At 71.5% G+C, this 25,081-nt stretch carries 22 protein-coding genes; 16 read left to right on the forward strand and 6 right to left on the reverse strand.

Annotated elements, in window-relative coordinates; translation table 11 throughout:
• Positions 1-196 precede the first annotated feature (196 nt).
• On the reverse strand, positions 197-682 hold the full coding sequence (locus ACYVMZ_RS04330; RefSeq protein ID WP_461075547.1) for a ribose-5-phosphate isomerase: 486 nt from the start codon (positions 680-682) through the stop codon (positions 197-199).
• Positions 683-899: 217 nt separating this feature from the next.
• Between ACYVMZ_RS04330 and ACYVMZ_RS04335 the strand changes: the two genes are divergently transcribed.
• Both ACYVMZ_RS04335 and ACYVMZ_RS04340 read left to right on the forward strand, forming a co-directional pair.
• Positions 900-2,417: an amino acid permease gene (locus ACYVMZ_RS04335; protein ID WP_461075549.1), complete on the forward strand. Its 1,518-nt coding sequence runs from the start codon at positions 900-902 to the stop codon at positions 2,415-2,417.
• Positions 2,418-2,599: 182 nt separating this feature from the next.
• Complete coding sequence (locus ACYVMZ_RS04340) at positions 2,600-3,919, forward strand: FAD-binding oxidoreductase (RefSeq protein ID WP_461075551.1); 1,320 nt, start codon at positions 2,600-2,602, stop codon at positions 3,917-3,919.
• A 9-nt stretch (positions 3,920-3,928) separates the two neighbouring features.
• Here ACYVMZ_RS04340 and ACYVMZ_RS04345 read toward each other — a convergent pair whose 3' ends face one another.
• Complete coding sequence (locus ACYVMZ_RS04345) at positions 3,929-4,513, reverse strand: biotin transporter BioY (RefSeq protein WP_461075553.1); 585 nt, start codon at positions 4,511-4,513, stop codon at positions 3,929-3,931.
• 354 nt (positions 4,514-4,867) lie between these two features.
• Here ACYVMZ_RS04345 and ACYVMZ_RS04350 point away from each other — a divergent pair, with 354 nt between their 5' ends.
• Together ACYVMZ_RS04350 and ACYVMZ_RS04355 are read left to right on the forward strand one after the other, a co-directional pair.
• A complete protein-coding gene (locus tag ACYVMZ_RS04350) occupies positions 4,868-6,256 on the forward strand; it encodes an amino acid permease (RefSeq protein ID WP_461075555.1) in 1,389 nt (462 codons plus the stop codon).
• Between the two features lie 139 nt (positions 6,257-6,395).
• Positions 6,396-7,043, forward strand: a complete 648-nt coding sequence (locus ACYVMZ_RS04355; RefSeq protein WP_461075557.1) for a superoxide dismutase — start codon at positions 6,396-6,398, stop codon at positions 7,041-7,043.
• 120 nt (positions 7,044-7,163) lie between these two features.
• Here the strand turns inward: ACYVMZ_RS04355 and ACYVMZ_RS04360 are convergent, their stop codons facing one another.
• From ACYVMZ_RS04360 to ACYVMZ_RS04370, 3 genes are read right to left on the reverse strand one after another with little or no spacing between them, the layout of a single operon-like run.
• Positions 7,164-7,940: an SAM-dependent methyltransferase gene (locus ACYVMZ_RS04360; RefSeq protein WP_461075559.1), complete on the reverse strand. Its 777-nt coding sequence runs from the start codon at positions 7,938-7,940 to the stop codon at positions 7,164-7,166.
• 12 nt (positions 7,941-7,952) lie between these two features.
• Positions 7,953-8,576 carry a histidine phosphatase family protein gene (locus tag ACYVMZ_RS04365; RefSeq protein WP_461075561.1) on the reverse strand — a complete coding sequence of 208 codons (624 nt, stop codon included), beginning with the start codon at positions 8,574-8,576 and terminating at the stop codon, positions 7,953-7,955.
• Complete coding sequence (locus tag ACYVMZ_RS04370) at positions 8,573-10,066, reverse strand: FGGY-family carbohydrate kinase (RefSeq protein ID WP_461075563.1); 1,494 nt, start codon at positions 10,064-10,066, stop codon at positions 8,573-8,575. The genes ACYVMZ_RS04365 and ACYVMZ_RS04370 overlap by 4 nt, the downstream gene beginning before the upstream one ends.
• A 163-nt stretch (positions 10,067-10,229) precedes the next feature.
• Between ACYVMZ_RS04370 and ACYVMZ_RS04375 the strand changes: the two genes are divergently transcribed.
• The 10 genes from ACYVMZ_RS04375 to ACYVMZ_RS04420 all read left to right on the forward strand — a co-directional run bounded on the left by ACYVMZ_RS04375 (position 10,230) and on the right by ACYVMZ_RS04420 (position 20,261).
• Positions 10,230-11,651 carry an ABC transporter substrate-binding protein gene (locus tag ACYVMZ_RS04375; protein WP_461075565.1) on the forward strand — a complete coding sequence of 474 codons (1,422 nt, stop codon included), beginning with the start codon at positions 10,230-10,232 and terminating at the stop codon, positions 11,649-11,651.
• A gap of 2 nt (positions 11,652-11,653) precedes the next feature.
• A complete protein-coding gene (locus ACYVMZ_RS04380) occupies positions 11,654-12,532 on the forward strand; it encodes a carbohydrate ABC transporter permease (RefSeq protein ID WP_461075567.1) in 879 nt (292 codons plus the stop codon).
• Complete coding sequence (locus ACYVMZ_RS04385) at positions 12,529-13,359, forward strand: carbohydrate ABC transporter permease (RefSeq protein ID WP_461075569.1); 831 nt, start codon at positions 12,529-12,531, stop codon at positions 13,357-13,359. Before ACYVMZ_RS04380 ends, ACYVMZ_RS04385 begins: the two co-directional genes overlap by 4 nt.
• Complete coding sequence (locus ACYVMZ_RS04390) at positions 13,356-14,447, forward strand: ABC transporter ATP-binding protein (RefSeq protein ID WP_461075571.1); 1,092 nt, start codon at positions 13,356-13,358, stop codon at positions 14,445-14,447. Before ACYVMZ_RS04385 ends, ACYVMZ_RS04390 begins: the two co-directional genes overlap by 4 nt.
• Complete coding sequence (locus tag ACYVMZ_RS04395; RefSeq protein ID WP_461075573.1) at positions 14,444-15,247, forward strand: DeoR/GlpR family DNA-binding transcription regulator; 804 nt, start codon at positions 14,444-14,446, stop codon at positions 15,245-15,247. The genes ACYVMZ_RS04390 and ACYVMZ_RS04395 overlap by 4 nt, the downstream gene beginning before the upstream one ends.
• A 15-nt stretch (positions 15,248-15,262) precedes the next feature.
• Complete coding sequence (locus ACYVMZ_RS04400; protein ID WP_461075575.1) at positions 15,263-16,339, forward strand: ABC transporter ATP-binding protein; 1,077 nt, start codon at positions 15,263-15,265, stop codon at positions 16,337-16,339.
• Positions 16,336-17,367, forward strand: a complete 1,032-nt coding sequence (locus ACYVMZ_RS04405; RefSeq protein ID WP_461075577.1) for a 2-hydroxyacid dehydrogenase — start codon at positions 16,336-16,338, stop codon at positions 17,365-17,367. The genes ACYVMZ_RS04400 and ACYVMZ_RS04405 overlap by 4 nt, the downstream gene beginning before the upstream one ends.
• Positions 17,368-17,385: 18 nt before the next feature.
• A complete protein-coding gene (locus ACYVMZ_RS04410) occupies positions 17,386-18,810 on the forward strand; it encodes an FGGY family carbohydrate kinase (protein WP_461075579.1) in 1,425 nt (474 codons plus the stop codon).
• A 104-nt stretch (positions 18,811-18,914) separates the two neighbouring features.
• A complete protein-coding gene (locus ACYVMZ_RS04415) occupies positions 18,915-20,024 on the forward strand; it encodes a glycerophosphodiester phosphodiesterase family protein (RefSeq protein ID WP_461075581.1) in 1,110 nt (369 codons plus the stop codon).
• Between the two features lie 15 nt (positions 20,025-20,039).
• Positions 20,040-20,261 (forward strand): hypothetical protein, encoded by a 222-nt coding sequence (locus ACYVMZ_RS04420; RefSeq protein ID WP_461075583.1) that lies wholly within the window; start codon positions 20,040-20,042, stop codon positions 20,259-20,261.
• A gap of 3 nt (positions 20,262-20,264) precedes the next feature.
• On the opposite strand, the gene ACYVMZ_RS04425 is transcribed toward ACYVMZ_RS04420, so the two are convergent.
• The gene (locus tag ACYVMZ_RS04425) at positions 20,265-20,927 is read right to left on the reverse strand and encodes a mycothiol-dependent nitroreductase Rv2466c family protein (RefSeq protein WP_461075585.1); all 663 of its coding nucleotides are present in this window, start codon (positions 20,925-20,927) and stop codon (positions 20,265-20,267) included.
• A gap of 194 nt (positions 20,928-21,121) precedes the next feature.
• Between ACYVMZ_RS04425 and pepN the strand changes: the two genes are divergently transcribed.
• A complete protein-coding gene (gene pepN / locus ACYVMZ_RS04430; RefSeq protein ID WP_461075587.1) occupies positions 21,122-23,722 on the forward strand; it encodes an aminopeptidase N in 2,601 nt (866 codons plus the stop codon).
• Positions 23,723-23,923: 201 nt separating this feature from the next.
• Positions 23,924-24,973, forward strand: a complete 1,050-nt coding sequence (locus ACYVMZ_RS04435) for a hypothetical protein (RefSeq protein WP_461075589.1) — start codon at positions 23,924-23,926, stop codon at positions 24,971-24,973.
• The last annotated feature ends 108 nt before the right edge of the window (positions 24,974-25,081 follow it).

Consider the following 25,081-nt stretch of genomic DNA (forward strand, 5'->3'; position numbering starts at 1 on the left):
TACCCACCTACCCACCCGACGCAGTCGGCCAAGAAGCAGAGGATGTCCGCGGCTCCGCCCCCGGGCCCCGACGGGGGCTCCGCCCCCTGCACCCCAGGGCTTGCCCCCACCCGACACAGCCCGATACGGCCGCCCCGCCCAGGCAGCACCGACCCCGCTGGTCAGCGACCCTGCATGGCTATGGCTATGGCTATGGCTACGGCTGCGGGTGGTGTGCCGGGATCGGCGGGAGCTCTCCGGTCGTTTCGTACGTCGCGAGCATGTCGATGCGGCGGATGTGACGGTCGTCACCCGAGAAGGGCGTGTTGAGGAACGTCTCCACGAACTTGGTCGCCTCGTCCAGCGTGTGCATGCGCGCACCCACCGCGACCACGTTCGCGTCGTTGTGCTGGCGGCCGAGGGCCGCCGTCTCCTCGCTCCAGGCCAGGGCCGCACGGACGCCCTTCACCTTGTTCGCGGCGATCTGCTCGCCGTTGCCGGAGCCGCCGATCACGATGCCGAGGGCGTCGGGGTCCGCGGCCGTCCGCTCCGCGGCGCGGAGGCAGAAGGGCGGGTAGTCGTCCTGGGCGTCGTAGATGTGCGGGCCGCAGTCGACGGGGTCGTGGCCCGCCGCTTTCAGCCATTCGACGAGGTGGTTCTTGAGTTCGTAGCCGGCATGGTCCGAGCCGAGGTACACGCGCATGGGACGAGTGTGACACGGCTGTTTCGGGGCAGCAGCCCGGGGTGCCGATCCTGAAAAGCGTGAGCAACACTCAAGAACCTCAGGGAAACCTCAAGTAACAATACGGATTCAAAGGTTCCCGAATTCCGACACCTCCGATTCACTGGACCGGCTCGTACATCGCTCGTACACCGCTCGTACGGGATCCAGTGCAACCGGCGCAAAGGAAATCCGTCCCATGACTTCGCAGCCGACCCTGACGAAGGCCGGAAGCGGCCACGGAGACCCCGGAGAACCCGGTTCCGGTCTCCAGGCAGGCCTCAAGAACCGCCATCTGTCGATGATCGCCATTGGTGGTGTCATCGGAGCCGGGCTGTTCGTCGGTTCCAGTTCCGGTATCGCCACCGCCGGTCCCGGCATCCTCCTGTCGTACGCGCTCGTCGGCACGCTCGTGGTGCTGGTGATGCGGATGCTCGGGGAGATGTCGGCCGCCAATCCGACCTCCGGGTCGTTCTCCGCGCACGCCGACCGTGCGCTCGGGCCCTGGGCCGGTTTCACCATCGGCTGGCTCTACTGGTTCTTCTGGGTGGTGGTGCTGGCGGTGGAGGCCACCGCGGGAGCCGTGATCCTCGAGGGGTGGATCCCCGCCGTACCCCAGTGGGCGTGGGCGCTCATCGTGATGGTGGTGCTGACCGCGACGAACCTCGTGTCCGTCGGGTCCTACGGCGAGTTCGAGTTCTGGTTCGCCGGGATCAAGGTCGTCGCCATCGCCGCCTTCATCGTGATCGGCGGGCTGGCGGTCTTCGGGCTGCTGCCGGGTGTGGACAGTGACCAGGCCGGGCTGAGCAACCTCACCGAGCACGGCGGCTTCCTGCCCCACGGGCCCGGGGCCATCCTCACCGGTGTACTGCTCGTCGTCTTCTCCTTCATGGGCAGCGAGATCGCCACGCTGGCGGCCGGCGAGTCGGAGAACCCGCAGCAGGCCGTGACCAAGGCGACCAACAGCATCATCTGGCGAGTCGCCGTCTTCTACCTCGGCTCCATCTTCGTCGTCGTGTCCCTGCTGCCGTGGGACAGCAAGTCCATCACCGACAACGGCTCCTACGTCGCCGCGCTGGACTCCCTCGGCATCGCGCACGCCGGTCAGATCATGAACTTCATCGTGCTGACGTCCGTGCTGTCCTGCCTCAACTCCGGGCTCTACACCGCCTCCCGCATGGCCTTCTCGCTCGGCGAGCGCGGGGACGCCCCGAAGGCGTTCGCACGGACGACCGGCAAGGGTGTGCCGCGTACGGCGATCATCGCCTCGGTCGTGTTCGGCTTCGTCGCCGTGTTCTTCAACTACAAGTTCCCGGACTCCGTCTTCCTGTTCCTGGTGAACTCCAGTGGTGCCGTGGCCCTGTTCGTCTGGCTCGTCATCTGCTTCTCGCAGCTGCGCATGCGGAAGATCATCAAGGCGGAGGCGCCGGAGAAGCTCGTCGTGAAGATGTGGCTGTACCCGTATCTGACCTGGGCTACGGCCGCGCTGATCGTGTTCGTGCTCGGCTACATGCTGACCGACACCGAGCACGACGGGCGCCGGACCGTGCTGCTGTCGCTGCTGGTCGCGGCGGTCGTGCTGGCCATCGCCTTCGTGAAGGAGAAGGTCGGTGGGCGTCGGGCCGCCGCGGGTGCTGCGGCGGGTGCTGCCGCAGGTGGCGCCGACGGTGGTGCCGGGGACCAGGACAAGGTCTCGGACGAGGTCTCGACCGGCTGAGTTCCGCGGTTCCGCGGTTCTGCGGTTCGGTGGTTCCGCGGTTCGGTGGTTCGTGGGGCCTGCGGTGCTTGGGTGCACCGCAGGCCCTCTTTCGTGACCAGGGACCGGCAAGCACCTGTGCCGTTCGGCACCGCCCGATAACCTGACGGCACCTGTCAGGTTATCGGGCCAGGATCCACGGCATGACCGCGAAGAGCCATTCCACTGACCTGCTCGCCCTGCGCCCCGGCGACCCCGGCTACGACGACGAACTCAGCGGATTCCAGACCGGGTTCGCCCAGCGCCCCGAACTCGTCGTCGCCGCGGCCTCGGCCGGCGACGTGGTCGCCGCCGTACGCCATGCGGCCACCGGGAACCTGCCGATCGGCGTGCAGGCCACCGGGCACGGGACGCCCGGCCCCTCGCAGGGCGGTGTGCTCGTCACGACGAGGCGTATGGACCGGGTGACCGTCGATCCCGTCGCCCGCACCGCCCGCGTCCAGGCGGGCGTGCGCTGGGGCCAGGTGATCGCCGCCGCGGAGCCGTACGGGCTGGCGCCGCTGAACGGGTCGGCGCCGGGTGTCGGTGCCGTGTCGTACACGCTGGGCGGCGGACTCGGCCTCCTCGCCCGGGAGTTCGGGTACGCGGCCGACCACGTGCGCTCGCTGGACGTCGTCACCGCGGACGCGCGGACGCGCCACGTCACCCGGGAATCCGAACCCGACCTGTACTGGGCCCTGCTCGGCGGCGGGCCCGCCTTCGGCATCGTCACCGAGCTGGAGATCGGTCTCGTGCCGGTGCGGACGCTGTACGGCGGTTCACTCGTCTTCGACGGCCGCGTGGTCGACCCGGCGGTCGTGCTGCGAGCGTACGAGGAGTGGACGCGGACCGTGCCCGACACGGTGACGTCGTCCTTCGCCGCCGTCTTCTCTCCGGATGACCCGGGGCTGCCCCCGCATCTGCGCGGCCGGTACGAGATCTCCGTACGCGTCGCCTGCACGGGCTCCGACGGTGACCGGCTCGTCGCCCCGCTGCGCGGCATCGGGCCGGTGCTCACCGACTCGCTGCGGGAGATGCCGTACGCCGAGAGCCACACCATCCACAGTGACCCGGACGTTCCGCACGCCTACTACGGGGAGGGCGTGGTGCTCGGCGAGCTGGACGTCCCGGCGGCCGTCGAGCTGCTCGGCCGGACCGGGCCGGACGCCGGTGCCCTGTGCGTCGTCGGGGTACGGCACCTGGGCGGGGCGCTGACGAAGTCCGCGCCGAACGCGGTGCCGTACCGGAACGGGCGGTTTCTGCTCACCCTGTTGACCGTGGGCGGGCGAGAGCGGGCCCGCGCCCTGCTGGACCCGGCCTTCGCGCTGATGGAGGCCTCGGCACTGGGGCGTTCGCTCAACTTCGCCTTCGGCGCGGGGGATCGTACGGAAGGGCTGTACGACTCCGTGACGCGCGAGAGGCTCGCCGGGCTGAAGGAGCGCTTCGACCCGGCGAACCTCTTCCGCGGGAACCACCTTCGCTGAACCGTTGGTTCAGCGCTTGCCGACGAGCTTCCAGGCGGTGGGCAGCGCGCCCATCGCCAGGGCGGCCTTGAGGGCGTCGCCGATCAGGAACGGGGTGAGGCCGGCCGCGATCGCGGCGGTGGCGGACATGCCGGTGGCGAGGGCCAGGTAGGGCACGCCGACGGCGTAGATGACCGCCTCGCCCAGCAGCATCGCGCCGGCCATGCGGAGCATCGACCGGTCGGCGCCGCGGCGGGCCAGGGCGCCGACGACGGTGGCGGCGAGGATCATGCCGAGGACGTAGCCGAGGGAGGGGGCGGTGACGCCGGAGGCCCCGCCCGCGAACCACTGCACGCCGGCCATCCCGGCCAGGGCGTACAGCGCGAGGGAGAGGAAACCGCGGCCCGCGCCGAGGGCCGTGCCGACGAGCAGCGCGGCGAAGGTCTGGCCGGTCACCGGCACCGGGGAGCCCGGCACGGGCACGGAGATCTGCGCGGCGAGGCCGGTGAGCACGGCACCGCCGAGCACGAGCGCGACGTCCCGGACTCGGGAGGCCGGGAGGAGGTCGGCGAGGACCTGGCCGGTGCGGGCGGGGGCGGCGGCGACGGTGCTCATGGGGACTCCGCGGAGGTGAGGACAGTTCGGGACAGGGTGACGCTAACCCAGGGCGTTCGGCCCGATCACCGTCGCTGCCCGACAAAGGCGGGATCGGCGGCTTGGTTGACTCCGGACAAAGGTTGTGGGTTACACCTGGTACGGCGTGATACGGGTCACTGAGGTGAGGACGTCTGGGTCACGCGGGGCCGGGCAGGCGGGGCTGTAGGGTTCCGCCAAGCCGGGGTCGGTGAGCGGTCCCGTACGCTTCGTGTTCCTCGTGTCCGCATGCTGAACAGCCCGCCCGCCGGACCGGGTCGGCTGCCCAGACTGTGGGCGTTTTTGCCCATCTCACGCCTTGGACGAACCGCGCCCATGCCCAGCACCACCACCGAGACGCCGCCCGGCACGGACGGCGCCTCCCTCTCCCACGGCCTGAAGCAGCGCCATCTGTCGATGATCGCCCTCGGCGGGGTGATCGGCGCCGGTCTGTTCGTCGGATCCGGCGCGGGCATCGCCGCCGCCGGGCCGTCGATCGTGCTCGCCTACACCCTCTCCGGCCTCCTCGTGATGCTGGTGATGCGGATGCTGGGCGAGATGTCGGCCGCGTATCCGTCGTCGGGTTCGTTCTCCGCGCACGCCGAGCGCGCGATCGGGCCGTGGGCGGGCTTCACCGCGGGCTGGTCGTTCTGGGTGCTGCTGTGCACGGCGGTCGGGCTGGAGGGCATCGGCGCCGCGAAGATCGTCAGCGGCTGGCTGCCGGGCACGCCCGAGTGGGCGTGGGTGGCGCTGTTCATGGTCGCCTTCTGCGGCACGAACCTGGCCGCTGTGAAGAACTTCGGCGAGTTCGAGTTCTGGTTCGCCGCGCTCAAGGTCGGCGCGATCACGCTGTTCCTGGTGCTCGGCGGGCTGGCGATCGCCGGAGTCCTGCCCGGCACGGACTCCCCGGGCCTGAGCAACCTCACCGGCGAGGGAGGCCTGCTCCCCAACGGCGGCGAGGGCCTGGTCATCGGCCTGCTCGCGTCCGTGTTCGCCTACGGCGGCCTGGAGACGGTCACCATCGCGGCGGCCGAGTCGGAGAACCCGGTCAAGGGCGTGGCGAGCGCCGTGCGGACGGCGATGTGGCGCATCGCGGTGTTCTACATCGGCTCGATGGCGGTCATCGTCACCCTCGTCCCGTGGGACTCCAAGGAGGTCGTCGAGAAGGGCCCGTACGTCGCCGCCCTCGACGAGCTCGGCATCCCGGGCGCCGGCCAGCTGATGAACGTCGTCGTGCTGGTGGCGCTGCTGTCGGCGATGAACGCCAACATCTACGGCGCCTCGCGCATCGCGTACTCGCTGGTGGAGCGCGGGCAGGGCCCGAGGGCGCTGGGCCGGGTCTCGGGCGGGGTGCCCCGGATCGCCGTCCTCGCCTCCTCCGTCTTCGGCTTCCTGTGCGTGCTGCTGAGCTACTGGCGGCCGAACGACGTCTTCTCCTGGCTGCTGAACATGATCGGCGCGGTGATCCTGGTCGTCTGGGCCTTCATCGCCGTCTCGCAGCAGCGGCTGCGCCGCCGGCTGGAGCGGGAGGCGCCGGAGAGGCTGGCCGTACGGATGTGGGCGTTCCCGTGGCTGACGTGGGTCGCGCTCGCGGGCATGGCCGGGATCTTCGTGCTGATGGCCCGGGAGCCGGACACGCGCGTGCAGTTGTACTCGACGGGCGGGATGACGCTGTTCCTGGCGGTGGTCGGGTACGCCTGGCAGAAGGCGCGCGCCAGGAGCTGACCCTCCGTCGCCTTTTGAGAGGCCCCCGTGTGACACACGCGGGGGCCTTTTTGCGTGCCCTGGGCACCCGTTCCCACCCTCCTGCTGCTAGCGTGCAGTTGCAAGCTCTTTGCAATAAGAGGTTCGGAGGGGACCCGCCATGCCCGTCTACACACTGCCTGACCTGCCGTACGACTACTCCGCACTCGCCCCCGTGATCAGCCCCGAGATCATCGAGCTGCACCACGACAAGCACCACGCGGCCTATGTGAAGGGCGCCAACGACACGCTGGAGCAGCTGGCCGAGGCGCGGGACAAGGAGCAGTGGGGCTCGATCAACGGCCTGGAGAAGAACCTGGCCTTCCACCTCTCCGGGCACATCCTGCACTCGATCTACTGGCAGAACATGACCGGCCCGAAGGACGGCGGCGGCGAGCCGCTGGAGCAGGACGGTGTGGGTGAGCTGGCGCATGCGATCGCCGAGTCCTTCGGGTCGTTCGCGGCCTTCAAGGCGCAGCTGTCCAAGGCCGCCGCGACGACGCAGGGCTCGGGCTGGGGCGTGCTGGCGTACGAGCCGCTCAGCGGGCGGCTGATCGTCGAGCAGGTCTACGACCACCAGGGCAACGTCGGCCAGGGCGCGACCCCGATCCTGGTGTTCGACGCCTGGGAGCACGCCTTCTACCTGCAGTACCGCAACCAGAAGGTGGACTTCATCGAGGCCATGTGGCAGGTCGTCAACTGGCAGGACGTGGCGCGGCGTTACGAGGCCGCGAAGTCCCGCGCGGACGTGCTGCTGCTCGCCCCCTGAAGCACCGGTGAACGTCCTGCCTCGTGATCGTCTTCTCACCCTTCACGCGGGCAGGCGGATGGAAAGGGGAAGCCCCCGCGAGGACGGGACTCGCGGGGGCTTCCTCCGTGCACGGCGCCGTTACGGCTTGCGGCCCAGGCCGCCGTGCTGGCCGATCGGCTCGGTGGGCGCGCCGGGCTCCGGGCGCCACAGGGGCACCGACACCACACCCGGTTCCACCAGCTCCAGGCCTTCGAAGTAGGCCTCGATCTGCTCCACCGGGCGCAGGAAGTACGGGACCGCGCCGGTCTCGTTGTAGGCGTCCTGGGCCTGCTCGTAGGCCGGGTCGGTGCCGCGCGAGCCCTCGTTGAGCGACAGGTAGCTGCCGGAGGGCAGGCCGGCCAGCAGACGGCGGACGAGGTCGCGGGCCCGGTCGTGGTCGGCGACGTGGCCCAGGATGCCGCTGAGGATCAGGGCGGTGGGCCGGCCGAGGTCGAGCGTCCTGGCCGCCGCCTGAAGGATCCGCTCGGGCTCGTCGAGGCTGAGGTCCTCGTACGCCGTCGCGCCCTCGGGGGTGGAGGTGAGCAGGGCACGGGCGTGGGCGAGGACCAGCGGGTCGTTGTCGACGTAGACGATCCGCGACTCGGGGGCGAGGCGCTGGGCGACCTCGTGGGTGTTGTCGACGGTCGGCAGACCGGTGCCCACGTCCAGGAACTGCCGTACGCCCGCCTCCCGCACCAGGTACCGGATGCTGCGCCCGAGGAAGGCGCGGCTGCTGCGGGCGATGGTGACGATGCCCGGGAAGACGGCGGTGTAGGCGTCGCCGGCCGCCTCGTCCACCGGGTAGTTGTCCTTGCCGCCCAGCCAGTAGTTCCAGATCCGGGCCGAGTGCGGCACCGACGTGTCGATCTGCGTCATGGGCCCATGGTGCTACGGCGCATCCGGCTCGCACGGCACATTGAGTGAGAGAAGTGCGGCGGAACCGTCGCTGTTCATGCGGAGTTCGCTGATCGCCGCGTTGCGCAGCCGCGGGAACACTCTGCGGTACTCCCGCGCCGGGATCGACAGCAGCGTGCACAGCACCAGCCGCAGCAGGGTGTTGTGGGCGACCACGAGGACCCGCTCACCGGGGTGTGCGGCGGCGATGCGGCGCAGGGCGGCACTCCCGCGGGCGGCCGCGGCGCGGGGGTCCTCGGCGCCGGGGAAGGGGTGGGCGACGGGATCGGCGCGGAAGGCCGCGGCCCGTTCGGGGTCCTCGGCCGCGAACTCGGCGAGCGTCCGGCCCTCCACCACCCCGAAGTCGCACTCGCGCAGGCCGGGCTCGCGACGGGCCGTCAGCCCCAGGGCGCGGCAAGCCGGTTCGGCGGTGGCGATCGCGCGGGACAGCGGGGACGTCCAGACGGCGTCGACGGGGTGGGCGGCGGCCCAGCGGCCCAGCGCCTCGGCCTGGGCGCGGCCGGTGTCGGTGAGGGCGATGTCGCTGACCCCGGCGTAACGGTTCTCGGCGTGCCAGACGGTCTGCCCGTGCCGGGCCAGCAGGAGGGTCGTGCTCATGACTGCGCGGTGTCCAGGTCGAGGCGGGTACGGGCGTGTGCCGCGACCGGGGCGGGCAGCCAGCCGCGCGCCTCCAGTGCGTCGACGAGCCGAGCGTACGGCTCGGTGAAGCGGGCCGTGCGGTCGGGGCGGGGGGTGAGGACCGTGCGGATACGGACCATGCGGTCGGTGATGTCGGCGAGGGTGGGGGCGGTGGTGGCTGGGCTCCGGCGCGTCGCGGCGACGCCGTACGCCGCCAGCGCGGCCATCCCCAGCGCCGGTTCGGTCTGCTCGGGGATGCGGGCGGGGCGGCCCAGGATGTCGGTGCGCAGCTGGTTCCAGTACGGGCTGCGGGCGGCGCCGCCGGTGAAGGCGAGCGGGCCGTCGAGGGGGGCGCCGAGGTGGTGCAGGTAGTCCAGGCACAGGCGCTCCGCGAGGCCGACGCCCTGGAGGAGGGCGGCCCACCGGTCGGCGTCGTTCGCGGGTTCGCCGAGGAGGAGGGGCGTGGCGCCGGGGGCGAGGAAGGGGAACCGCTCCCCCGGTGACACCAGCGGGTAGGCGACCGCTCCGGACGGCTCGTGAGCGGCGGCCCGCGCGTCCATGGCGGCGGGGTCGGCCTCGGGGAAGGCCGCCGTCAGCGCCCCGGCGCCCACGCTGGACGCCCCGCCCGGCAGCCAGGTGCCGTCCGGGGCGCGGTGGTTGTAGACGACGCCGGTGACGTCCCCGACGGGTGCTCGGGCGGCGCCCTTGAGGACGAGGGTGGTGCCGAGCACCGAGTTCCAGGAGCCGGGCCGCAGGGCGCCCGAGGCGATCTGGGCCGCGCAGCCGTCGGTCATCCCGGCGATCACCGGTGTGCCGGCGGGGATGCCGGTGGCGTCGGCGGCGGCAGGGCGGACCTCGCCGAGCCGGGTGCCGGGGCGTACGACGTCCGGCAACAGGCCGTCAGCAAGACCCAGTTCGGCGAGGGCCGCCTCGGGCCAGGCGTCGCGCCGGAGGTCGTAGCCGGTCTTGAGGGCGTGGCTGGAGTCGGCGGGGGGCGGTTCGCCGGTGAGGCGGGCGACGACCAGGTCGGGCTGGTGGGCGAGGCGGAAGCCGGGGCCGTACTCCGCGGCCAGCCACAACGCCTTCGGCAGCGCCCAGGTGTCCTGCACCGCGAGCCCCGCCTCGCGCGCCCGGGCCGCCTCCCCGGCCGCGCGGGCGTCGTCGTACATCAGCGCGGGGCTCACCGGGCGGCCCGAGCCGTCCGTCAGCAGGACGGTCCCGGACGTCCCGCACACCGCGAGCCCGCCGATCCGTACGCCGCCGGTGACCCGGCCGAGCGCGGACCGCGACGCGGTGCACACCGCCTCCCACCACTGCCGCGGGTCCTGTTCGTGCCGCACGCCGTCCCGGCGGCCCGTCAGCGGGGCGGAGCCGCTGCCGAGGGCCGTGCCGTCGGCGGTGACGACCAGCACGCGGACGCTCTGCGTGCCGAGGTCGATGCCCAGCCATGCCTCACGGTCGTCCGGCATCCGGACCTCCCCTGTGTCGCGCACGGGCCTGTTAACTTCTCACTCTGCATTGAGATTTTCCCGTGCGCGAGGGATTGACGGCCAACTTCCGCCGTTCCACCCTCTGTTGACGAGTCGACTCGACGTGTTAACCCAGACCGGTCTGGACCCACGGAGGTCACGGATGGACACGCACGTGCACGACCGCCGGCGCTTCCTCGCCCTGACCGCCGCGGCAGCCGCCGCCCCGTTCCTCACGGCCTGCGGCGCCGGATTCGGCGGGGACGACGGCAAGGGCGACGGCTCGGCCGCCGACGACGTCACCGGCTCCTTCGACTGGAAGCGGGAGAAGGGCACGACCGTCAAGGCGCTGCTGAACAAGCACCCGTACACGGACGCCCTCCTCGCCGACCTGAAGTCCTTCACCGAGCAGACCGGCATCGAGGTCGAGTACGACGTCTTCCCCGAGGACAACTACTTCGACAAGCTCACCGTGGACCTGTCCAGCGGGCGGGCCTCCTACGACGTCTTCATGCTCGGCGCGTACATGGTCTGGCAGTACGGCCCGCCGGGCTGGCTGGAGGACCTCGGGCCCTGGATGCGCAACTCCTCGGCCACCGGCGACGAGTGGGACCAGGCCGACTTCTTCCCGAACCTGCTGCAGGCCGACCAGTGGTCCCTGAAGGCGGGCGCGCCGCTCGGTCAGGGCGGCCAGTACGCGCTGCCGTGGGGCTGGGAGACGAACGTCGTCGCCTACAACACCGAGGTGTTCGCAAGACTCGGGCTGAAACCCGCCGAGACCTTCGACGAGCTGCGCGAACTCGCCGGGACCATCAAGCGGAAGGCGCCGGGCGCCGGCTACGACGGCATGTACGGGATCGCCGTACGGGGCTCCAGGAGCTGGGCCACCATCCACCCCGGCTTCATGACCATGTACGCCCGCAACGGTCTCAAGGACTTCACCGTCGAGGGCGGCAGGCTCACCCCCGCCATGAACAGCCCCGAGGCCGTCGCGTTCACCGAGGACTGGGCGGGCATGGTCAAGCAGGGCGGGCCGCCGTCGTGGACGTCGTACACCTGGTACCAGTGCTCGAGCGACCTGGGCGCGAAGAAGGCCGGGATGCTGTTCGACGCGGACACGGCCGCCTACTTCCAGGCCGTGAAGGGGGCCAGCCCCGCGTCCGGGAAGATCGCCTTCCACCCGGGCCCGAAGGGGCCGGACGGGTCCCTGGCGACCAACATGTGGATCTGGTCGCTCGGCATGAACGCGAAGAGCAAGAAGAAGAGCGCCAGTTGGCTGTTCCTGCAGTGGGCGACCGGCAAGGAGCATCTGCGGAAGAGCGCGGTCACGCACCACCACATCGACCCGGTGCGCAGGTCGGTCGCCGAGGACGGTGCCTACAAGGACAAGATGAGGCACCTGCCGGGCTTCATCGAGACCTTCGAGACGGTCGTCGACCAGACGAAGATCCAGTTCACCCCGCAGGCGGAGTTCTTCGACGCCACCACCAGCTGGGCCGCGGCCCTCCAGGAGATCTACGGCGGCAAGAGCGCGGAGTCGGTCCTCGACGGGCTGGCGGACGGCCTCGCCGGCAAGGTGGGCTAACCGTGCGGCTCGCACTGCGCCCGTACGTCCTGATCGTCCCGGCCCTGCTGCTGACGTGCGGGATCCTCTATCCCTTCGGGCTCGGGCTGTACTACACGCTGTTCGACTTCTCGGCGAGCAAACCGCAGCCGGACATGGTGCGGTTCGAGAACTACCAGACCGTCTTCACGCAGGAGGCGTTCTGGAACTCGGCCTGGGTGACCGTGCTGTACGCGGTCGGAGCCGCCGCCGTCGAGACCGTGCTGGGCGTGGCCGTCGCCCTGCTGCTGCACCGGTCGAGCCTCGTCGGACGGATCCTGGAGAAGATCCTGATCCTGCCGTTGATGATCGCCCCGGTGATCGCGGCGATCATGTGGAAGCTGATGCTCCAGCCGTCGGTGGGGGTCGTCAACCACCTGCTGAGACCCTTCGGGCTCGGTGACGTGCAGTGGACGGACACGCCGACCGGCGCGCTGTTGTCGTCCATCGCCGTCGACGTGTGGGTCTACACGCCGTTCGTGGCGATCCTGGCCCTGGCCGGGCTGCGGTCGCTGCCCACGTCGCCCTTCGAGGCGGCGGCGGTGGACGGGGCGGGCTGGTGGTACACGTTCCGGCGGCTGACGCTGCCGATGCTGTGGCCGTACGTCCTCGTCGCGGTGATCTTCCGGTTCATGGACTCGCTGAAGGTCTTCGACATCATCTACGCCCTCACCGAGGGCGGGCCCGGCGACTCCACCGTCGTCCTCCAGATCCGGGCCTACCTGGAGGCGATCCGCTTCCAGCGCTACTCCTTCGGGATCAGCTACACGATCGTGCTGTGGGCCGTGGTGTACCTCGCCGCGATGGTGCTGGTGCGGCACCTGGGCCGGATCCAGCGGCGGGCCGCGGAGGTGGTCAAGTGACCGGTGGGAAACGCCTGGTGGGGTGGCTGGCGGATGCCGCGCTCATCCTCTACTTCGTCTTCGCCCTGTTCCCGATCGCCTGGATGGTGATCCTGTCGCTGAAGCCCGCGAACCAGCTCTTCAGCACGTACTTCTCCTTCTCCCCCACCCTCGACGGCTACCGGACGGTCCTCGGCGACAGCGAGGGCATCCCGTTCGTGCGGTTCTTCGTCAACAGCCTGGTGGTGTCGGTGGGGGCGGTGGCGCTGTCGCTCGTGGTCGGGCTGCCGGCGGCGTACGCCTCGGCGCGGTGGCGGTTCAAGGGCTCCGAGAACCTGATGTTCACGCTGCTGTCGTTCCGCTTCGCGCCCGAACTCACCGTGATCATCCCACTGTTCGTGCTGTACCAGAAGCTGGGGCTGTTCGACACGTACGTCGGCATGGTGTGGGTGCTGCAACTGGTCACGCTGCCGCTGGTCGTGTGGATCATGCGGTCGTACTTCGCGGACCTCACCCCCGAGCTGGAGCAGGCGGCCCTGCTGGACGGCTACACGCGCAAGCAGGCGTTCTTCAAAGTCGCCCTGCCCCTGGTCAAGCCCGGCATCGCGGCCGTGTCGCTGCTGGCGTTCATCTTCGCCTGGAACAACTTCGTCTTCCCGCTGATCCTCACCTCCAACGAGGCCCAGACGGTGACGGTGGGCGCGCTGTCCTTCCTCGGCGGGGACCGGCCCAAGTACAACCTGACGGCCGCCGCCGCGCTCGTGTCCGTCGTACCGCCGCTGCTGCTCGCGCTGACGATCCAGCGGTATCTGGTGCGGGGGCTGTCGTTCGGGGCGGTCAAGTCGTGATCGGGCTGCGGGGGATACGGAAGACGTACGGGAAGACGGTGGCCCTCGACGGGCTCGACCTGGAGGTGGCCGAGGGCGAGTTCTTCTGCCTGCTCGGCCCGTCCGGTGCCGGCAAGACGACGACCCTCAAGACCGTCGCCGGGCTGGAACCGCCCGACTCCGGCACGGTCGAGCTGGACGGCGAGGACATGACCGGCGTCGAACCGTACGACCGGGGTGTGGCGATGTGCTTCGAGAGCTATGCCCTCTATCCGCACCGGTCGGCGTACGACAACCTCGCCTCGCCGCTGCGCTCGCCCCGCCACCGTCTGCCCGCCACCGAGGCCCGGCAGCGGATCGGCGCGGTGGCCGAACTCCTCGGCATCAGCGGCCTGTTGGACCGGCCGGTGGGTCAGCTGTCCAACGGTCAGCGGCAGCGCGTCGCCCTCGGCCGGGTGCTGGTCCGGCCCGCCCGCGCCTTTCTCCTCGACGAGCCCCTCTCCCACCTGGACGCCAAGCTGCGCCAGCAGATGCGGGCCGAGTTGAAGGCGATCGGGGCGGTGCAGCGCACGACCACCCTGTACGTCACCCACGACTCCGTGGAGGCGCTGGCGCTCGGCGACCGGATCGGGGTCATCCGGGACGGCCGGATCGTGCAGACGGGCACGCGGGAGGAGATCTGGTACCGGCCGTACGACACGGAGGTCGCGCGGGCCTTCGGACGGCCGCGGATCAATCTGCTGCCGGGGACCGTCACCGACGGCGGCGGGTTCCGGTCGGCGGACGGGACGGTGGAGCTGCCGATCGGGGCGGAGGCGTCCCCGGGCACGGAGGTGTTGATCGGCGTACGTCCCCGGGACATCTCCCTCACCGGCCCGGGACACGAGCTCACCGGCACCGTCTATGTCACCGAGGTCCTCGGCCGTTCCGTCGAGGTCACCGTGCGGCTCGGCGCGCAGCACGTGTCGCTGGTCGCGCCGCGGGCCGACGCGGCGCGTCTGCGTCCCGACGATCCGGTCCGGCTGACGGTCCGGCCTGAGAACCTGCTGCTGTTCGAGGCCGACCGGCCAAAGCGCCCAGGACGACGGATCGAGAAGAGCCCGCGATGAGCAGCAGTGGTGCACAGCAGGGACCCGCGGCCCGGCAGGCCGCCATGGCCGAGCAGGTGCTGGCCGACGGTTCGGCGACGGCGGCCGAGCTCGCCGAGCGGTTCGGGGTGAGCCTGATGACCATCCACCGGGACCTCGACGAGCTCGAACGGCAGGGGATCGTACGGAAGTTCCGGGGTGGGGTGACCGCGCAGCCGTCCGGGGTGTTCGAGTCGAACGTGCAGTACCGGCTGAAGACCATGCGCAGGGAGAAGGCCGCCGTCGCCGAGCAGGCGCTCAGGCTGATAGAGCCCGGCATGGCGATCATGCTGGACGACTCGACGTCCACCCTGGAGATAGCCCGCGGGCTCCGGCTCGGCGAGATCACCCCGCTCACGGTCGTCACCAACTTCCTGGAGGCGATCAACCTGCTGGCGGACCAGCGGGGCATCCATCTGATGGCGCTAGGCGGCGACTACGACCCGTTGCACTCCTCCTTCCTGGGGGTGTCCTGCGTGGAGGCGATCGAGCAGCTGCGAGTGGACGTCTGCTTCGCGTCGACGTCGGCCTTGCACGGGGGTTACGCGTACCACCAGGAACAGCACATCGTGTCCGTGAAGCGGGCGATGCTCGACTCGGCCGCGCGGAACATCCTGCTGATCGACCACACCAAGCTCGGCCGGGTCGCCCTGCACCGGGTCGTCCCGCTGTCCCGCTTCGACCTGCTCCTGGTGGACGACGGGGCGTCGGCGGAGGCGCTGCGGGACCTGGACGAGCACAAGGTGCGTTACGAGGTGTGCGCGACCAGCGGCGGCACGTGACCACGGAGGGCGGCGATGACGGCACTGGAGTTACGAGACCTGCGCAAGTCCTACCGGTCGCGGGGGCGTCCGGCGGTGGACGCGGTACGCGGCCTCGACCTGAGTCTGGAGTCCGGGGAACTGCTGGGGCTGCTCGGTCCCTCGGGGTGCGGCAAGTCGACGACCCTGCGGATGATCGCCGGGCTGGAGACGGTGACCGCCGGGGACATCCTGGTCGGCGGGGCGTCGGTGGTGGAGCGGCCGGCACAGCGGCGGAACGTCGGGGTCGCCTTCGAGAACTACGCGCTGTATCCACCGCTGACGGTGGCGGAGAACCTGGCGTTCGGGCTGAAGGCCCGCAGGAGGGCGGCCCGCGGGGACGTCGACCGCAAGGTGACGGAGATCGCCGAGCGGGTCGGCCTCACCGACCTCCTCGACGCCCGCCCGGCCGGCCTGTCCAGCGGGCAGAAACAGCGCGTCTCCCTCGCCCGTGCCCTGATCCGCGAACCGGACGTCCTCCTGCTCGACGAACCCCTCTCCCACCTGGACGCGGCCCAGCGCGACACCACCCGCCGCGAACTCAAACGCATCCAGAAGGACCTGGGCCACACGACGATCCTGGTCACGCACGACCAGGAGGAGGCCCTCTCGCTCGCCGACCGGATCGCCGTGATGAAGGACGGCGTCATCCAGCAGCTCGGCACCCCGTACGAGATCTACGACAGCCCGGCCAACGTCTTCGTCGCGGACTTCGTCGGCGAGCCCGCGATCAACCAGCTGCCGGGGATCGTCACCGGTGACGGCCACGCCCGCCTCTCGGGCTCCGTGCGGGTCGCGCTGCCGGTGCCGGTGACGGAGGGGCGCGAGGTGGTGGTCGGGATCCGCCCGGAGGATCTCCGGCTCGCGTCCGACGGCCTGCCCGCCCGGGTCGTCGCCCACGAGCCCCTCCTGGAGGCGGGCATCGCGACCCTGGCCCTCGACGGCGTGGCACGGCACCTGGTCGTCCTCACCGACCCGGAGGTACGCCTCGCCCCCGACGAGCGCGTGCACGTCGCCGCCGACACCCACCACACCCATGTCTTCGACGCCGAGACGGGAGACTCCCTGCGATGACCGACCAGCTGAGTGTCGTGGCCGCCGGTGACCACTTCGTCCTGCCGTCGCTGATCGCGCGGGCGGTCGGCGACGAGCTGCGTGAACAGGCCGTCGACGTAAGGGAACTGACCCTCGGCTGGCCCCTGGAGCCGTTCGGCCCGGTGGCCGAGGTGCAGGAGGCCAGTGACGCCGAGGACGAGCTGATCGAGGCGCTGGCCGGGGCGCAGGTCCTGGTCACGCAGATGGGCCCGGTCACCGAACGGGTCCTGGCCGCCTGCCCCGACCTGCGCCTGGTCGTGGTGTGCCGAGGCGGCCCGGTCAACGTCAACCTGGACGCCGCCAAGAACCGTGACGTACGCGTGTGCTTCGCGCCGGGCCGCAATGCCGCCGCCACCGCCGAGTTCACCCTCGGCCTGATGCTGGCGGCCCTGCGTCGCATCCCCCAGGCCCACGACCTGCTGGCCCGGCAGGGGAGTTGGGAGGGGGCGGCGTACTACACGTACGAGCACAGCGGCCTGGAGCTGGAGGACCTGCCCGTCGGGCTGGTCGGCTACGGGGCGGTCGGCAGCAGGGTCGCGCGCGTGCTGTGCGCCTTCGGTGCGCGGGTGATGGTGTACGACCCGTACGTGCACGGCGACATCCACGGGCTGCGCGTGGCCTCGCTGGAGGAGCTGCTGCGCCGCTCCCTCGCCATCACCCTGCACGCCCGCCTCACCCCCGAGACCCGCGGCCTGATCGGCGCCCGCGAGCTGGCCCTGCTGCCGCGCGGCGCGGTCGTGGTGAACGCGGCACGCGGCCCGCTGCTGGACGAGGAGGCGCTGTGCGACGCGCTGGAGAGCGGGCAGGTGTCGGCGGCGGCGCTCGACACGTACGCGCGAGAGCCGGTCCCGGCGGGGTCACGTCTGTTCGGGTTCGCCGACCGGGTGGTGCTCACCCCGCATCTGGGCGGGGCGTCGCGCGCGGTGGCCGAGAAGGCGGCGCGGATCGCCGCGGCGGAGGTGGGGCGCTGGGTGCGCGGGGAGCGGCTGGCCCACTGCCTGACGTGACGACCGGGAGGAGCTGGCATGTACGTCGGTATCGACGTGGGCACGTCCATGGTGAAGGCCGCCGCCTTCGACGGCTCGGGCCGTGAACTGGCCGTCGCGGCGCGCCCGGTGGGCCTCACCCTGCACGACGGGTTCGTCGAGCAGGACATGGAGAAGGTGTACGCGGCGGTCGTCGCCGTGCTGGAGGAGCTGACCTCGCGGGTGCCGGAGCCGGTGGAGCTGGCCGGGCTGACCGGGCAGGGCGACGGGGTGTGGCTGGTCGACGCGCAGGGGCGGCCGGTGCGGCCGGCGGCCTCCTGGATGGACGGGCGGGCGCACGAACTGGTCGACCGGTGGCTGGCGGACGGCACCTTCGAGACGGTGTTCCGGCGGACGGGGAGCGCGCTGTTCCCGGGGTGTCCGGGGCCGCTGCTGGCGTGGCTGGACAGCCACGAACCGAAGGCGCTGGATGCCGCGAAGGCCGCCCTGTACTGCAAGGACATGGTGTTCCAGCGGCTGACGGGGGCGGGTCCGACGACGGATGTGTCGGACGCGTCGATGCCGTTCCTCGACCCGCGCACGCGGACGTACGACAACCGGGTCGTCGAGCTGCTGGGGCTGGCCCACCGGCGTGGCCTCCTCGCTCCCGTCAGCGATCCGCTCGCGACGGCCCGGACGCGCGGCGAGGGACTGCCGGCCGGGACGCGGATCGCGAACGGGCCGTACGATCTGCCGGCCTGCGCGCTGGGAGCGGGGGTGACGTCCCCCGGGGACGGGCTCCTCATCGTCGGCACCTGTCTGGCCAGCCTGGTCGCGACGACCGATCTCGACCTGACCGGCGAACCGGCCGGCTTGTACATCAGCACCGACCGCCCCGGGCACTGGCTGCGCGCGATGCCCGCGATGGTGGGTACGGCGGCGCTGGACTGGGTGCTGTCGACGACGGGCGTCCACCACGAGGAGGTCGACGGGCTGCTGGCCGGCACCCCGCCGGGGGCGCACGGGGTGCGGGTGCTGCCGTACTTCGCGCCCTCGGGCGAGCGGGCGCCCTTCGTCGAACCACGTCTGCGGGCCGAACTGGCCGGCGTCTCGCTGGAGTCGACCCGCGCCGATCTGGTCCGGGCGACCTGCGAGGGCATCGGCTACGCGGCCCGGCACTGCCTGGAGGCGGCGGGGCTCACCGGGACGCTGGCCGTCTGCGGCGGCGGTACCCGCAGCCCGGCCTGGATGCGGCTGCTCGCCGACGTCCTCGGGCGGCCGCTCAGGGTCGTCGAGGGCGAGGTGGGCGCGCGGGGCGCGGTGCTCGCGGCGGCCGAGCGCCACGGGGTGGCGCTGGACGCTCAGGCGTGGGCGCGGCCGACGACGGTCGTCGAGCCGGACGGCGCGCGGGCGGCGTACTACGCGAAGGGGTACGAGGAGCACGTGGACCGACTGGCCCAGGCGCGGGAACGGGCGCGGCGCTGACCCCGGGCCGCGGCGCCCCGCGCCCTTCACCTCACGGCCATCCGCACGTCGCCCCGCACGCCCACCATCGGACGCCGACCGCCCGACCGCAGAAGGGGATGCGCATGACCGCCCAGCACCCGAGACGCCGATCCGTCCTGTTCGCGGCCGCTGCCACGTCGGCGGCCGCGGTCGTGCCCGCGACGAACGCGGCGGCCGCGACGACCACGACCACGACCACGACCACCACGACGACCGCCGAGGCGGCCGGCGGGCCGCGTCGCCCGCTCGTCATCGGCCACCGTGGCGCGGCCGGCTGGCGCCCCGAACACACGGCGGCCTCCTACACGTACGCCGTGCAGACCGGCGCCGACTGGATCGAACCGGACCTGGTGCCGACGAAGGACCATGTGCTGGTGGTCCGGCACGAGAACGAGATCTCGCAGACGACGGACGTGGCCGCACACCCGGAGTTCGCGGACCGCCGCACGACGAAGACGGTGGACGGACGGTCGGTGACGGGCTGGTTCACCGAGGACTTCACGCTGGCGGAGCTGAAGACGCTGCGGGCGGTGGAACGTCTGCCGCAGGTCCGCAACCGCAACACCGTGTTCGACGGCCGCGAGGAGGTGCTCACCTTCCAGGAGGTGGTCGACCTCGCGCGCAGGCTGTCGAAGGCGTACGGCCGGACGATCGCCGTCTTCCCGGAGACCAAGCACCCGACGTACTTCCGGTCGATCGGCCTGGCGTTGGAGCCGAAGCTGGCGGCCGCGATCCGGCGCAACCGGCTGGGCCCGCGCGAGTGCGTCGTGCAGTCCTTCGAGCCGACGAGCCTGAAGCGGATCGCGGCCGAGCGGCTGGGCGTGCCGCTGTGGCAGGCGCTGGGCACCACGGGTGGGCCGTACGACCTGGTGTCCTCCGGGGATCCGACGACGTACAAGGACATGATGACCCCGGCGGGGCTGGCGCGGATCGCCGCGTACGCGCACTGGATCGGCCCGGACAAGTCGTCGCTCCTCGGCACCTCCCTCCTCGCGGACGCTCACGCGGCCAGCCTGCGGGTGGGCCCGTACACCTTCCGCGCGGAGAACCAGTTCCTGCCGGCGGACTTCCGGCGCGGTACCGGAGCGACCGATTTCGGGGACGCGTTCGCGGAGTACGCGCTGTACTACGAGCTGGGAGTCGACGCGGTCGTGACCGACTTCCCGGACCTGGCGGTGCTGGCCAGGCGGTGATGGCCAGGAGGGCTGATGTTTTTCCGGGACAAGAACTGCCGGACCTGTCGCAGCATGCAGGTGTTCAGGAAGCTCGACGACAGCGAGAGGGCGGCGGTCAAGGAGAAACATCCCTACACCCATGACCTGTGGCGCTGCACGGCCGTCGGCTGCCGGTGGTACCAGCCCTGGGACAAGCAGAGCGACGGCGGCCTTCTTCCGGAGGAGCTCCGGATTCCGGCCGCCGCCGCTAAGTGACCCCTACAGGTTGCTGAAGTCCGGGCCCTTGGTGCGCGTGCGCTTGATCTCGTAGAAGCCGGGGACCGAGGCCACGGCGAGGGCGCCGTCCCAGAGGCGGACGGCCTCCTCGCCCTTGGGGGCCGGCGTGACGACCGGGCCGAAGAACGCGATCTGCTCGCCGTCGGGGCCGGGCACGGCGATGACCGGGGTGCCGACCTCCTGGCCGACCTTCTCGATGCCCTCCTTGTGGGAGGCGCGCAGCTCGGCCTCGAACTCGAAGTCCTCCTGCTCGGCGTAGTCGATGAGGCCGGCGGGCAGACCGGCGTCCGCCAGCGCGCCGGCGATCGCCTCCAGGGTCGGACCCTCGCCGTTGTTGTGGAAGCGGGTGCCGAGCGCGGTGTAGAGCGGGCCGAGGACCTCGGCGCCGTGCTTCTGCCAGGCCGCCGTCACCACGCGCACCGGCTGCCACGCCGTGGTGGCGAGCATCTCCCGGTACTCCTCGGGCAGCTCGTCGATCTTGTCCTCGTTCAGCACGGCCAGGCTCATGATGTGCCAGCGGACCTCTATGTCCCGCAGCTTCTCCACCTCCAGCACCCACCGGGACGTCATCCACGCCCAGGGGCACAGCGGGTCGAACCAGAAGTCGACGGGGGTCTTGCCGGACGCGGTCGCGCTCTCGGACATGCTTCTCCTCGGGAATCGGGTATCGGACACCGAAAAACGGCCAGGGCGGTCTCGGCCAGGGCGGTCTTTGAACTCGCAACATCCCCCGCGCCCGTCCCATTCCCGGCTGCCCCGTGTCAAAAGCGCGTGGCAGGATCGGTCCTGTTCAGCCGTCCGTCCACGACATTCGCACGACATTCGAGGGAGTGCCGCCCGTGCCCGGTGAGAATCTGTCCCGCGACGAGGCCCGGGAGCGGGCCGCCCTGCTGTCCGTCGACGGGTACGAGGTGTCCCTCGACCTGCGGTCCGCGGTCGGCGGGCAGGAAGGCGACGAGCCGCGCACCTTCCGCTCGGTCACCACGATCCGGTTCCGCTGCAACGAGCCCGGCGCGAGCAGCTTCGCGGACCTGATCGCGCCGAGTGTTACGGCCGTCACGCTCAACGGCCGGGATCTGGACCCCGGCCAGGTCTTCGACGGCTCCCGGATCCTGCTGGAGGACCTGGCCGCCGACAACGAGCTGATCGTCGACGCCCGGTGCGCCTACTCCCGCACCGGCGAGGGCCTGCACCGCTTCGTCGACCCGGAGGACGGCGAGGTCTACCTCTACACGCAGTACGAGCCGGCCGACTCCCGCCGTGTCTTCGCGAACTTCGAGCAGCCGGACCTCAAGGCCCCGTTCCGCTTCGAGGTGCGGGCGCCCGAGGGCTGGACGGTGTGGAGCAACGGCGTGGGCGCACGCGCCGACGGGGTGTGGCGGTTCGCGGAGACCAAGCCGATCTCGACGTACATCACGTGCGTGGTGGCGGGCCCGTACCACTACGTCACGGACACCTACGAACGGGTCTTCCCGGACGGCACGCGGCTGGAGATCCCCCTCGGCGCCCTGTGCCGCAAGGGCCTCGCGCCGCACTTCGACCCCGAGGACGTCTTCCTGGTCACCAAGCAGGGCCTGGACTTCTTCCACGACCACTTCGACTACCCGTACCCCTTCGGCAAGTACGACCAGGCGTTCGTGCCCGAGTACAACCTGGGCGCGATGGAGAACCCGGGGCTGGTGACGTTCCGGGAGGAGTTCATCTTCCGGGGCAAGGTGACGCGGGCCTCGTACGAGGGCCGGGCCAACGTGATCCTGCACGAGATGGCGCACATGTGGTTCGGCGACCTGGTCACCATGGAGTGGTGGGACGACCTGTGGCTGAAGGAGTCCTTCGCCGACTTCATGGGCGCCTTCTCGCTGGTCGGCGCGACCCGCTTCAAGGACGGCTGGATCACCTTCGCCAACCGCCGCAAGGCGTGGGCGTACCGGGCCGACCAGCTGCCGTCCACACACCCGATCACCGCGGACATCCGCGACCTGCAGGACGCCAAGCTGAACTTCGACGGCATCACCTACGCCAAGGGCGCCTCCGTGCTGAAGCAGCTGGTGGCGTACGTCGGCCAGGACGCCTTCCTGGAGGGCGCCCGGCGCTACTTCAAGCGGCACGCGTACGGCAACACGCGCCTGGGCGACCTGCTGTCGGTGCTGGAGGAGACCAGCGGGCGGGACATGGGGGCGTGGGCGCGGTCCTGGCTCCAGACGGCGGGCCTCAACTCGCTGACGCCGCAGGTGCTGCTGGACGCGGAGGGGCGTGTCGATGAGCTCGCCGTTCTCCAGGAAGCCGCTGCAGTTGCCCCGGCGGACCACCCGGAGCTGCGGCCGCACCGGGTGGCGGTGGGCCTGTACCGGCGGGGCGCCGCAGGGGCGCTGGAGCGGTACGCGCGCGCCGAGGTGGACGTCGACGGTGCGCGGACGGTCGTAGCGGAACTGGCCGGTGCGGACGCGCCCGAGCTGGTGCTGGTCAACGACGACGACCTGACGTACTGCAAGACCCGCTTCGACGCCACGTCGCTGGAGACGCTGCGTGCGTCTCTCGGCGAGGTCACCGATCCCCTCGCCCGCGCCCTGTGCTGGTCGGCGCTGTGGAACATGACGCGGGACGCGCTGCTGCCGGCGCGGGACTTCGTGGACCTGGTGCTGCGGTTCGCGGGGCGCGAGTCGGACATCGGGGTGCTGCAGATGCTGCACGCCTGGGCGAACTCGGCGCTGGTGCACTACGTGGCGCCCCAGTGGCGGGAGACGGGCGGGCGGCTGCTGGCGGAGGGTGCGCGGCGGGAGCTGCGGGCCGCCGAGCCGGGCAGCGAACAGCAGCTGGCGTGGGCGCGGTTCTTCGCGACGGTGGCGTCGGCGCCCGCCGACCTGGAGCTGCTGCGGGGGCTGCTGGACGGCACGGCGAAGATCGACGGGCTGGAGGTGGACCAGGAGCTGCGCTGGGCGTTCCTGGAGCCGCTGGCCGCGCACGGGGTCGCGGACGAGGCCGTGCTCGCCGCCGAACTGGCCCGGGACGACACCGCGTCCGGCAAGCGCCACCAGGTCCGCTGCCTGGCCGCCCGCCCCTCGGAGGCCGTCAAGGCGCAGGCGTGGGCGCAGGTCGTGGAGTCCGACCAGCTGTCCAACGCGCTGGTCGAGGCGACGATCGCGGGCTTCACACAGGCCTCGCAGCGGGAGCTGCTCGCGCCGTACGCGCCGAAGTACTTCGCGGCGATCGAGCGGGTGTGGACCGAGCGGTCGATCCAGATCGGCATGGACGTGGTGCGGGGCCTGTTCCCCTCGCTCCAGGACTCCCCGGAGACGCTGGACGCGACGGACGCCTGGCTGGCCGCCCACGAGGACGCGGCGCCGGCGCTGCGCCGTCTGGTCCTGGAGGCCCGGGACGACCTCGCACGGGCGCTGCGCGGACAGGCGTGCGACCTGTCCGCCGCGGCCGCGGCCCGCTGACCAGCAGCTTTGGCCTGAGCTTGGGTCGTCGGTGACCGTTACGAAATTCAGGCAATGAGGCCGTAACCCCTGGCCCGCACCAGAACGGACCAGGGGTTTTCGGCAACCGAACACGCGTCCTTTAGTGCTGGCTTGTCCTTGTTTGTCGACAGGCGTGTAACAGGGGTTAAGGGACGGGCCGGGCGCGGGAAATTCGGGGCCATGAACCACAACACCCCGCTCTTCCCCGGCCCCCTCCACCACCTGGCCGACGGCCGGCGCCGGGTCATGACGGTCGCGCAGCTGCGCTCGCACGGCATGACGACCGCAGAGACGAACGAGCAGTGCCGCCCCGGCGGCCCCTGGCAGCAACTCCTCCCGGGCGTCGTCCTGTTCCACCCCGGCCCGCCGACCAGCGAGGAGCGGCTGCACGCAGTGCTGCTGTACGCGGCGCGGGAGCGGGGCACCGGGGTTCCGGCCCAGCCCGGCGCGGACGGGGCGCCCGGCCCCGGCTACGCGGACGTGATGATCACCGGGCTGGCCGCACTGACCCTGCACGGTTTCGCCTCCGCTCCCCCGCTGCCGTCCCTGGACACCATCGACGTCCTGGTCCCGCGGCTGCGCCGGCTGCGCTCGACGGGCTGCGCGCGCATCGTGCGCACCGCGGCACTGCCCGCCCCGGAGCAGGTCACCGGCCTGCCGGTGGCCCCGGTTCCGCGCGCGCTCGCCGACGCGGTGGCGGGGCTCGAGGACGCGGGCGCGGTGCACCGGCTGATGACGGAGGCAGTGCGCGGCGGCCACTGCGAACCGTCGGCCGTCGTGAGGGAGTTGACCCAGGCACGGCTGCTGAGCCGGCCGCACGTGGTGGACGCGGTGGACCTGCTGCTGGCCGAGGGCCGGGCGATCTCGGAGGAGCGGCTGTACCTGATGGTGCGCGAGTACGGCCTGCCCGACCCGGTCTGGAACGTCGACCTGCGCCTGCCCGGCGGGCCGTACCTCGGCGGCCTGGACGCCTACTGGCCGGACCAGGCGGTGGCGGTGGAGCTGGACACCCGGGCACCCCGTCCGGGCCTCAGGCAGGAGGAGGACGCCCTGTGGTCGGAATACGCCCGCAAGCGCGAGCACTTGGAACGCCTCGGCATCACGGTCGTCCACATCACCCCGAAGAAGCTCCGTGACGCGATGGAACAGCAGGCCACGGTGGTCCGTACGGCCCTGATGGCGTCCGGCGACCGCGACCCGGCCGCGCATGTCGTGGTGCTGCCCCGGTGATGACGGACCGGTTCGGCATCAGGAGGGGAGAGGAGGAGCCGCCGGGGTCGCCCGGCGGCCCCTCCTCGTGCGGGAACGGTGATGCCCCGTGGGGCGGTTGAGCCTGTT

The organism is Streptomyces deserti (assembly GCF_054782695.1).

What these genes read in the sequence shown, in the direction of transcription:
- ACYVMZ_RS04370 (WP_461075563.1), bottom strand. Translation starts at nt 10,066, where the DNA reads ATGCCGGACGACCGTGAGGCATGGCTGGGCATCGACCTCGGCACGCAG.
- ACYVMZ_RS04435 (WP_461075589.1), top strand. Translation starts at nt 23,924, where the DNA reads ATGAACCACAACACCCCGCTCTTCCCCGGCCCCCTCCACCACCTGGCC.
- ACYVMZ_RS04415 (WP_461075581.1), top strand. Translation starts at nt 18,915, where the DNA reads ATGACCGCCCAGCACCCGAGACGCCGATCCGTCCTGTTCGCGGCCGCT.
- ACYVMZ_RS04375 (WP_461075565.1), top strand. Translation starts at nt 10,230, where the DNA reads ATGGACACGCACGTGCACGACCGCCGGCGCTTCCTCGCCCTGACCGCC.
- ACYVMZ_RS04425 (WP_461075585.1), bottom strand. Translation starts at nt 20,927, where the DNA reads ATGTCCGAGAGCGCGACCGCGTCCGGCAAGACCCCCGTCGACTTCTGG.
- ACYVMZ_RS04405 (WP_461075577.1), top strand. Translation starts at nt 16,336, where the DNA reads ATGACCGACCAGCTGAGTGTCGTGGCCGCCGGTGACCACTTCGTCCTG.
- ACYVMZ_RS04355 (WP_461075557.1), top strand. Translation starts at nt 6,396, where the DNA reads ATGCCCGTCTACACACTGCCTGACCTGCCGTACGACTACTCCGCACTC.
- ACYVMZ_RS04365 (WP_461075561.1), bottom strand. Translation starts at nt 8,576, where the DNA reads ATGAGCACGACCCTCCTGCTGGCCCGGCACGGGCAGACCGTCTGGCAC.
- ACYVMZ_RS04345 (WP_461075553.1), bottom strand. Translation starts at nt 4,513, where the DNA reads ATGAGCACCGTCGCCGCCGCCCCCGCCCGCACCGGCCAGGTCCTCGCC.
- ACYVMZ_RS04335 (WP_461075549.1), top strand. Translation starts at nt 900, where the DNA reads ATGACTTCGCAGCCGACCCTGACGAAGGCCGGAAGCGGCCACGGAGAC.
- ACYVMZ_RS04340 (WP_461075551.1), top strand. Translation starts at nt 2,600, where the DNA reads ATGACCGCGAAGAGCCATTCCACTGACCTGCTCGCCCTGCGCCCCGGC.
- ACYVMZ_RS04350 (WP_461075555.1), top strand. Translation starts at nt 4,868, where the DNA reads ATGCCCAGCACCACCACCGAGACGCCGCCCGGCACGGACGGCGCCTCC.
- ACYVMZ_RS04360 (WP_461075559.1), bottom strand. Translation starts at nt 7,940, where the DNA reads ATGACGCAGATCGACACGTCGGTGCCGCACTCGGCCCGGATCTGGAAC.
- ACYVMZ_RS04400 (WP_461075575.1), top strand. Translation starts at nt 15,263, where the DNA reads ATGACGGCACTGGAGTTACGAGACCTGCGCAAGTCCTACCGGTCGCGG.
- ACYVMZ_RS04330 (WP_461075547.1), bottom strand. Translation starts at nt 682, where the DNA reads ATGCGCGTGTACCTCGGCTCGGACCATGCCGGCTACGAACTCAAGAAC.
- ACYVMZ_RS04395 (WP_461075573.1), top strand. Translation starts at nt 14,444, where the DNA reads ATGAGCAGCAGTGGTGCACAGCAGGGACCCGCGGCCCGGCAGGCCGCC.
- ACYVMZ_RS04420 (WP_461075583.1), top strand. Translation starts at nt 20,040, where the DNA reads ATGTTTTTCCGGGACAAGAACTGCCGGACCTGTCGCAGCATGCAGGTG.
- ACYVMZ_RS04410 (WP_461075579.1), top strand. Translation starts at nt 17,386, where the DNA reads ATGTACGTCGGTATCGACGTGGGCACGTCCATGGTGAAGGCCGCCGCC.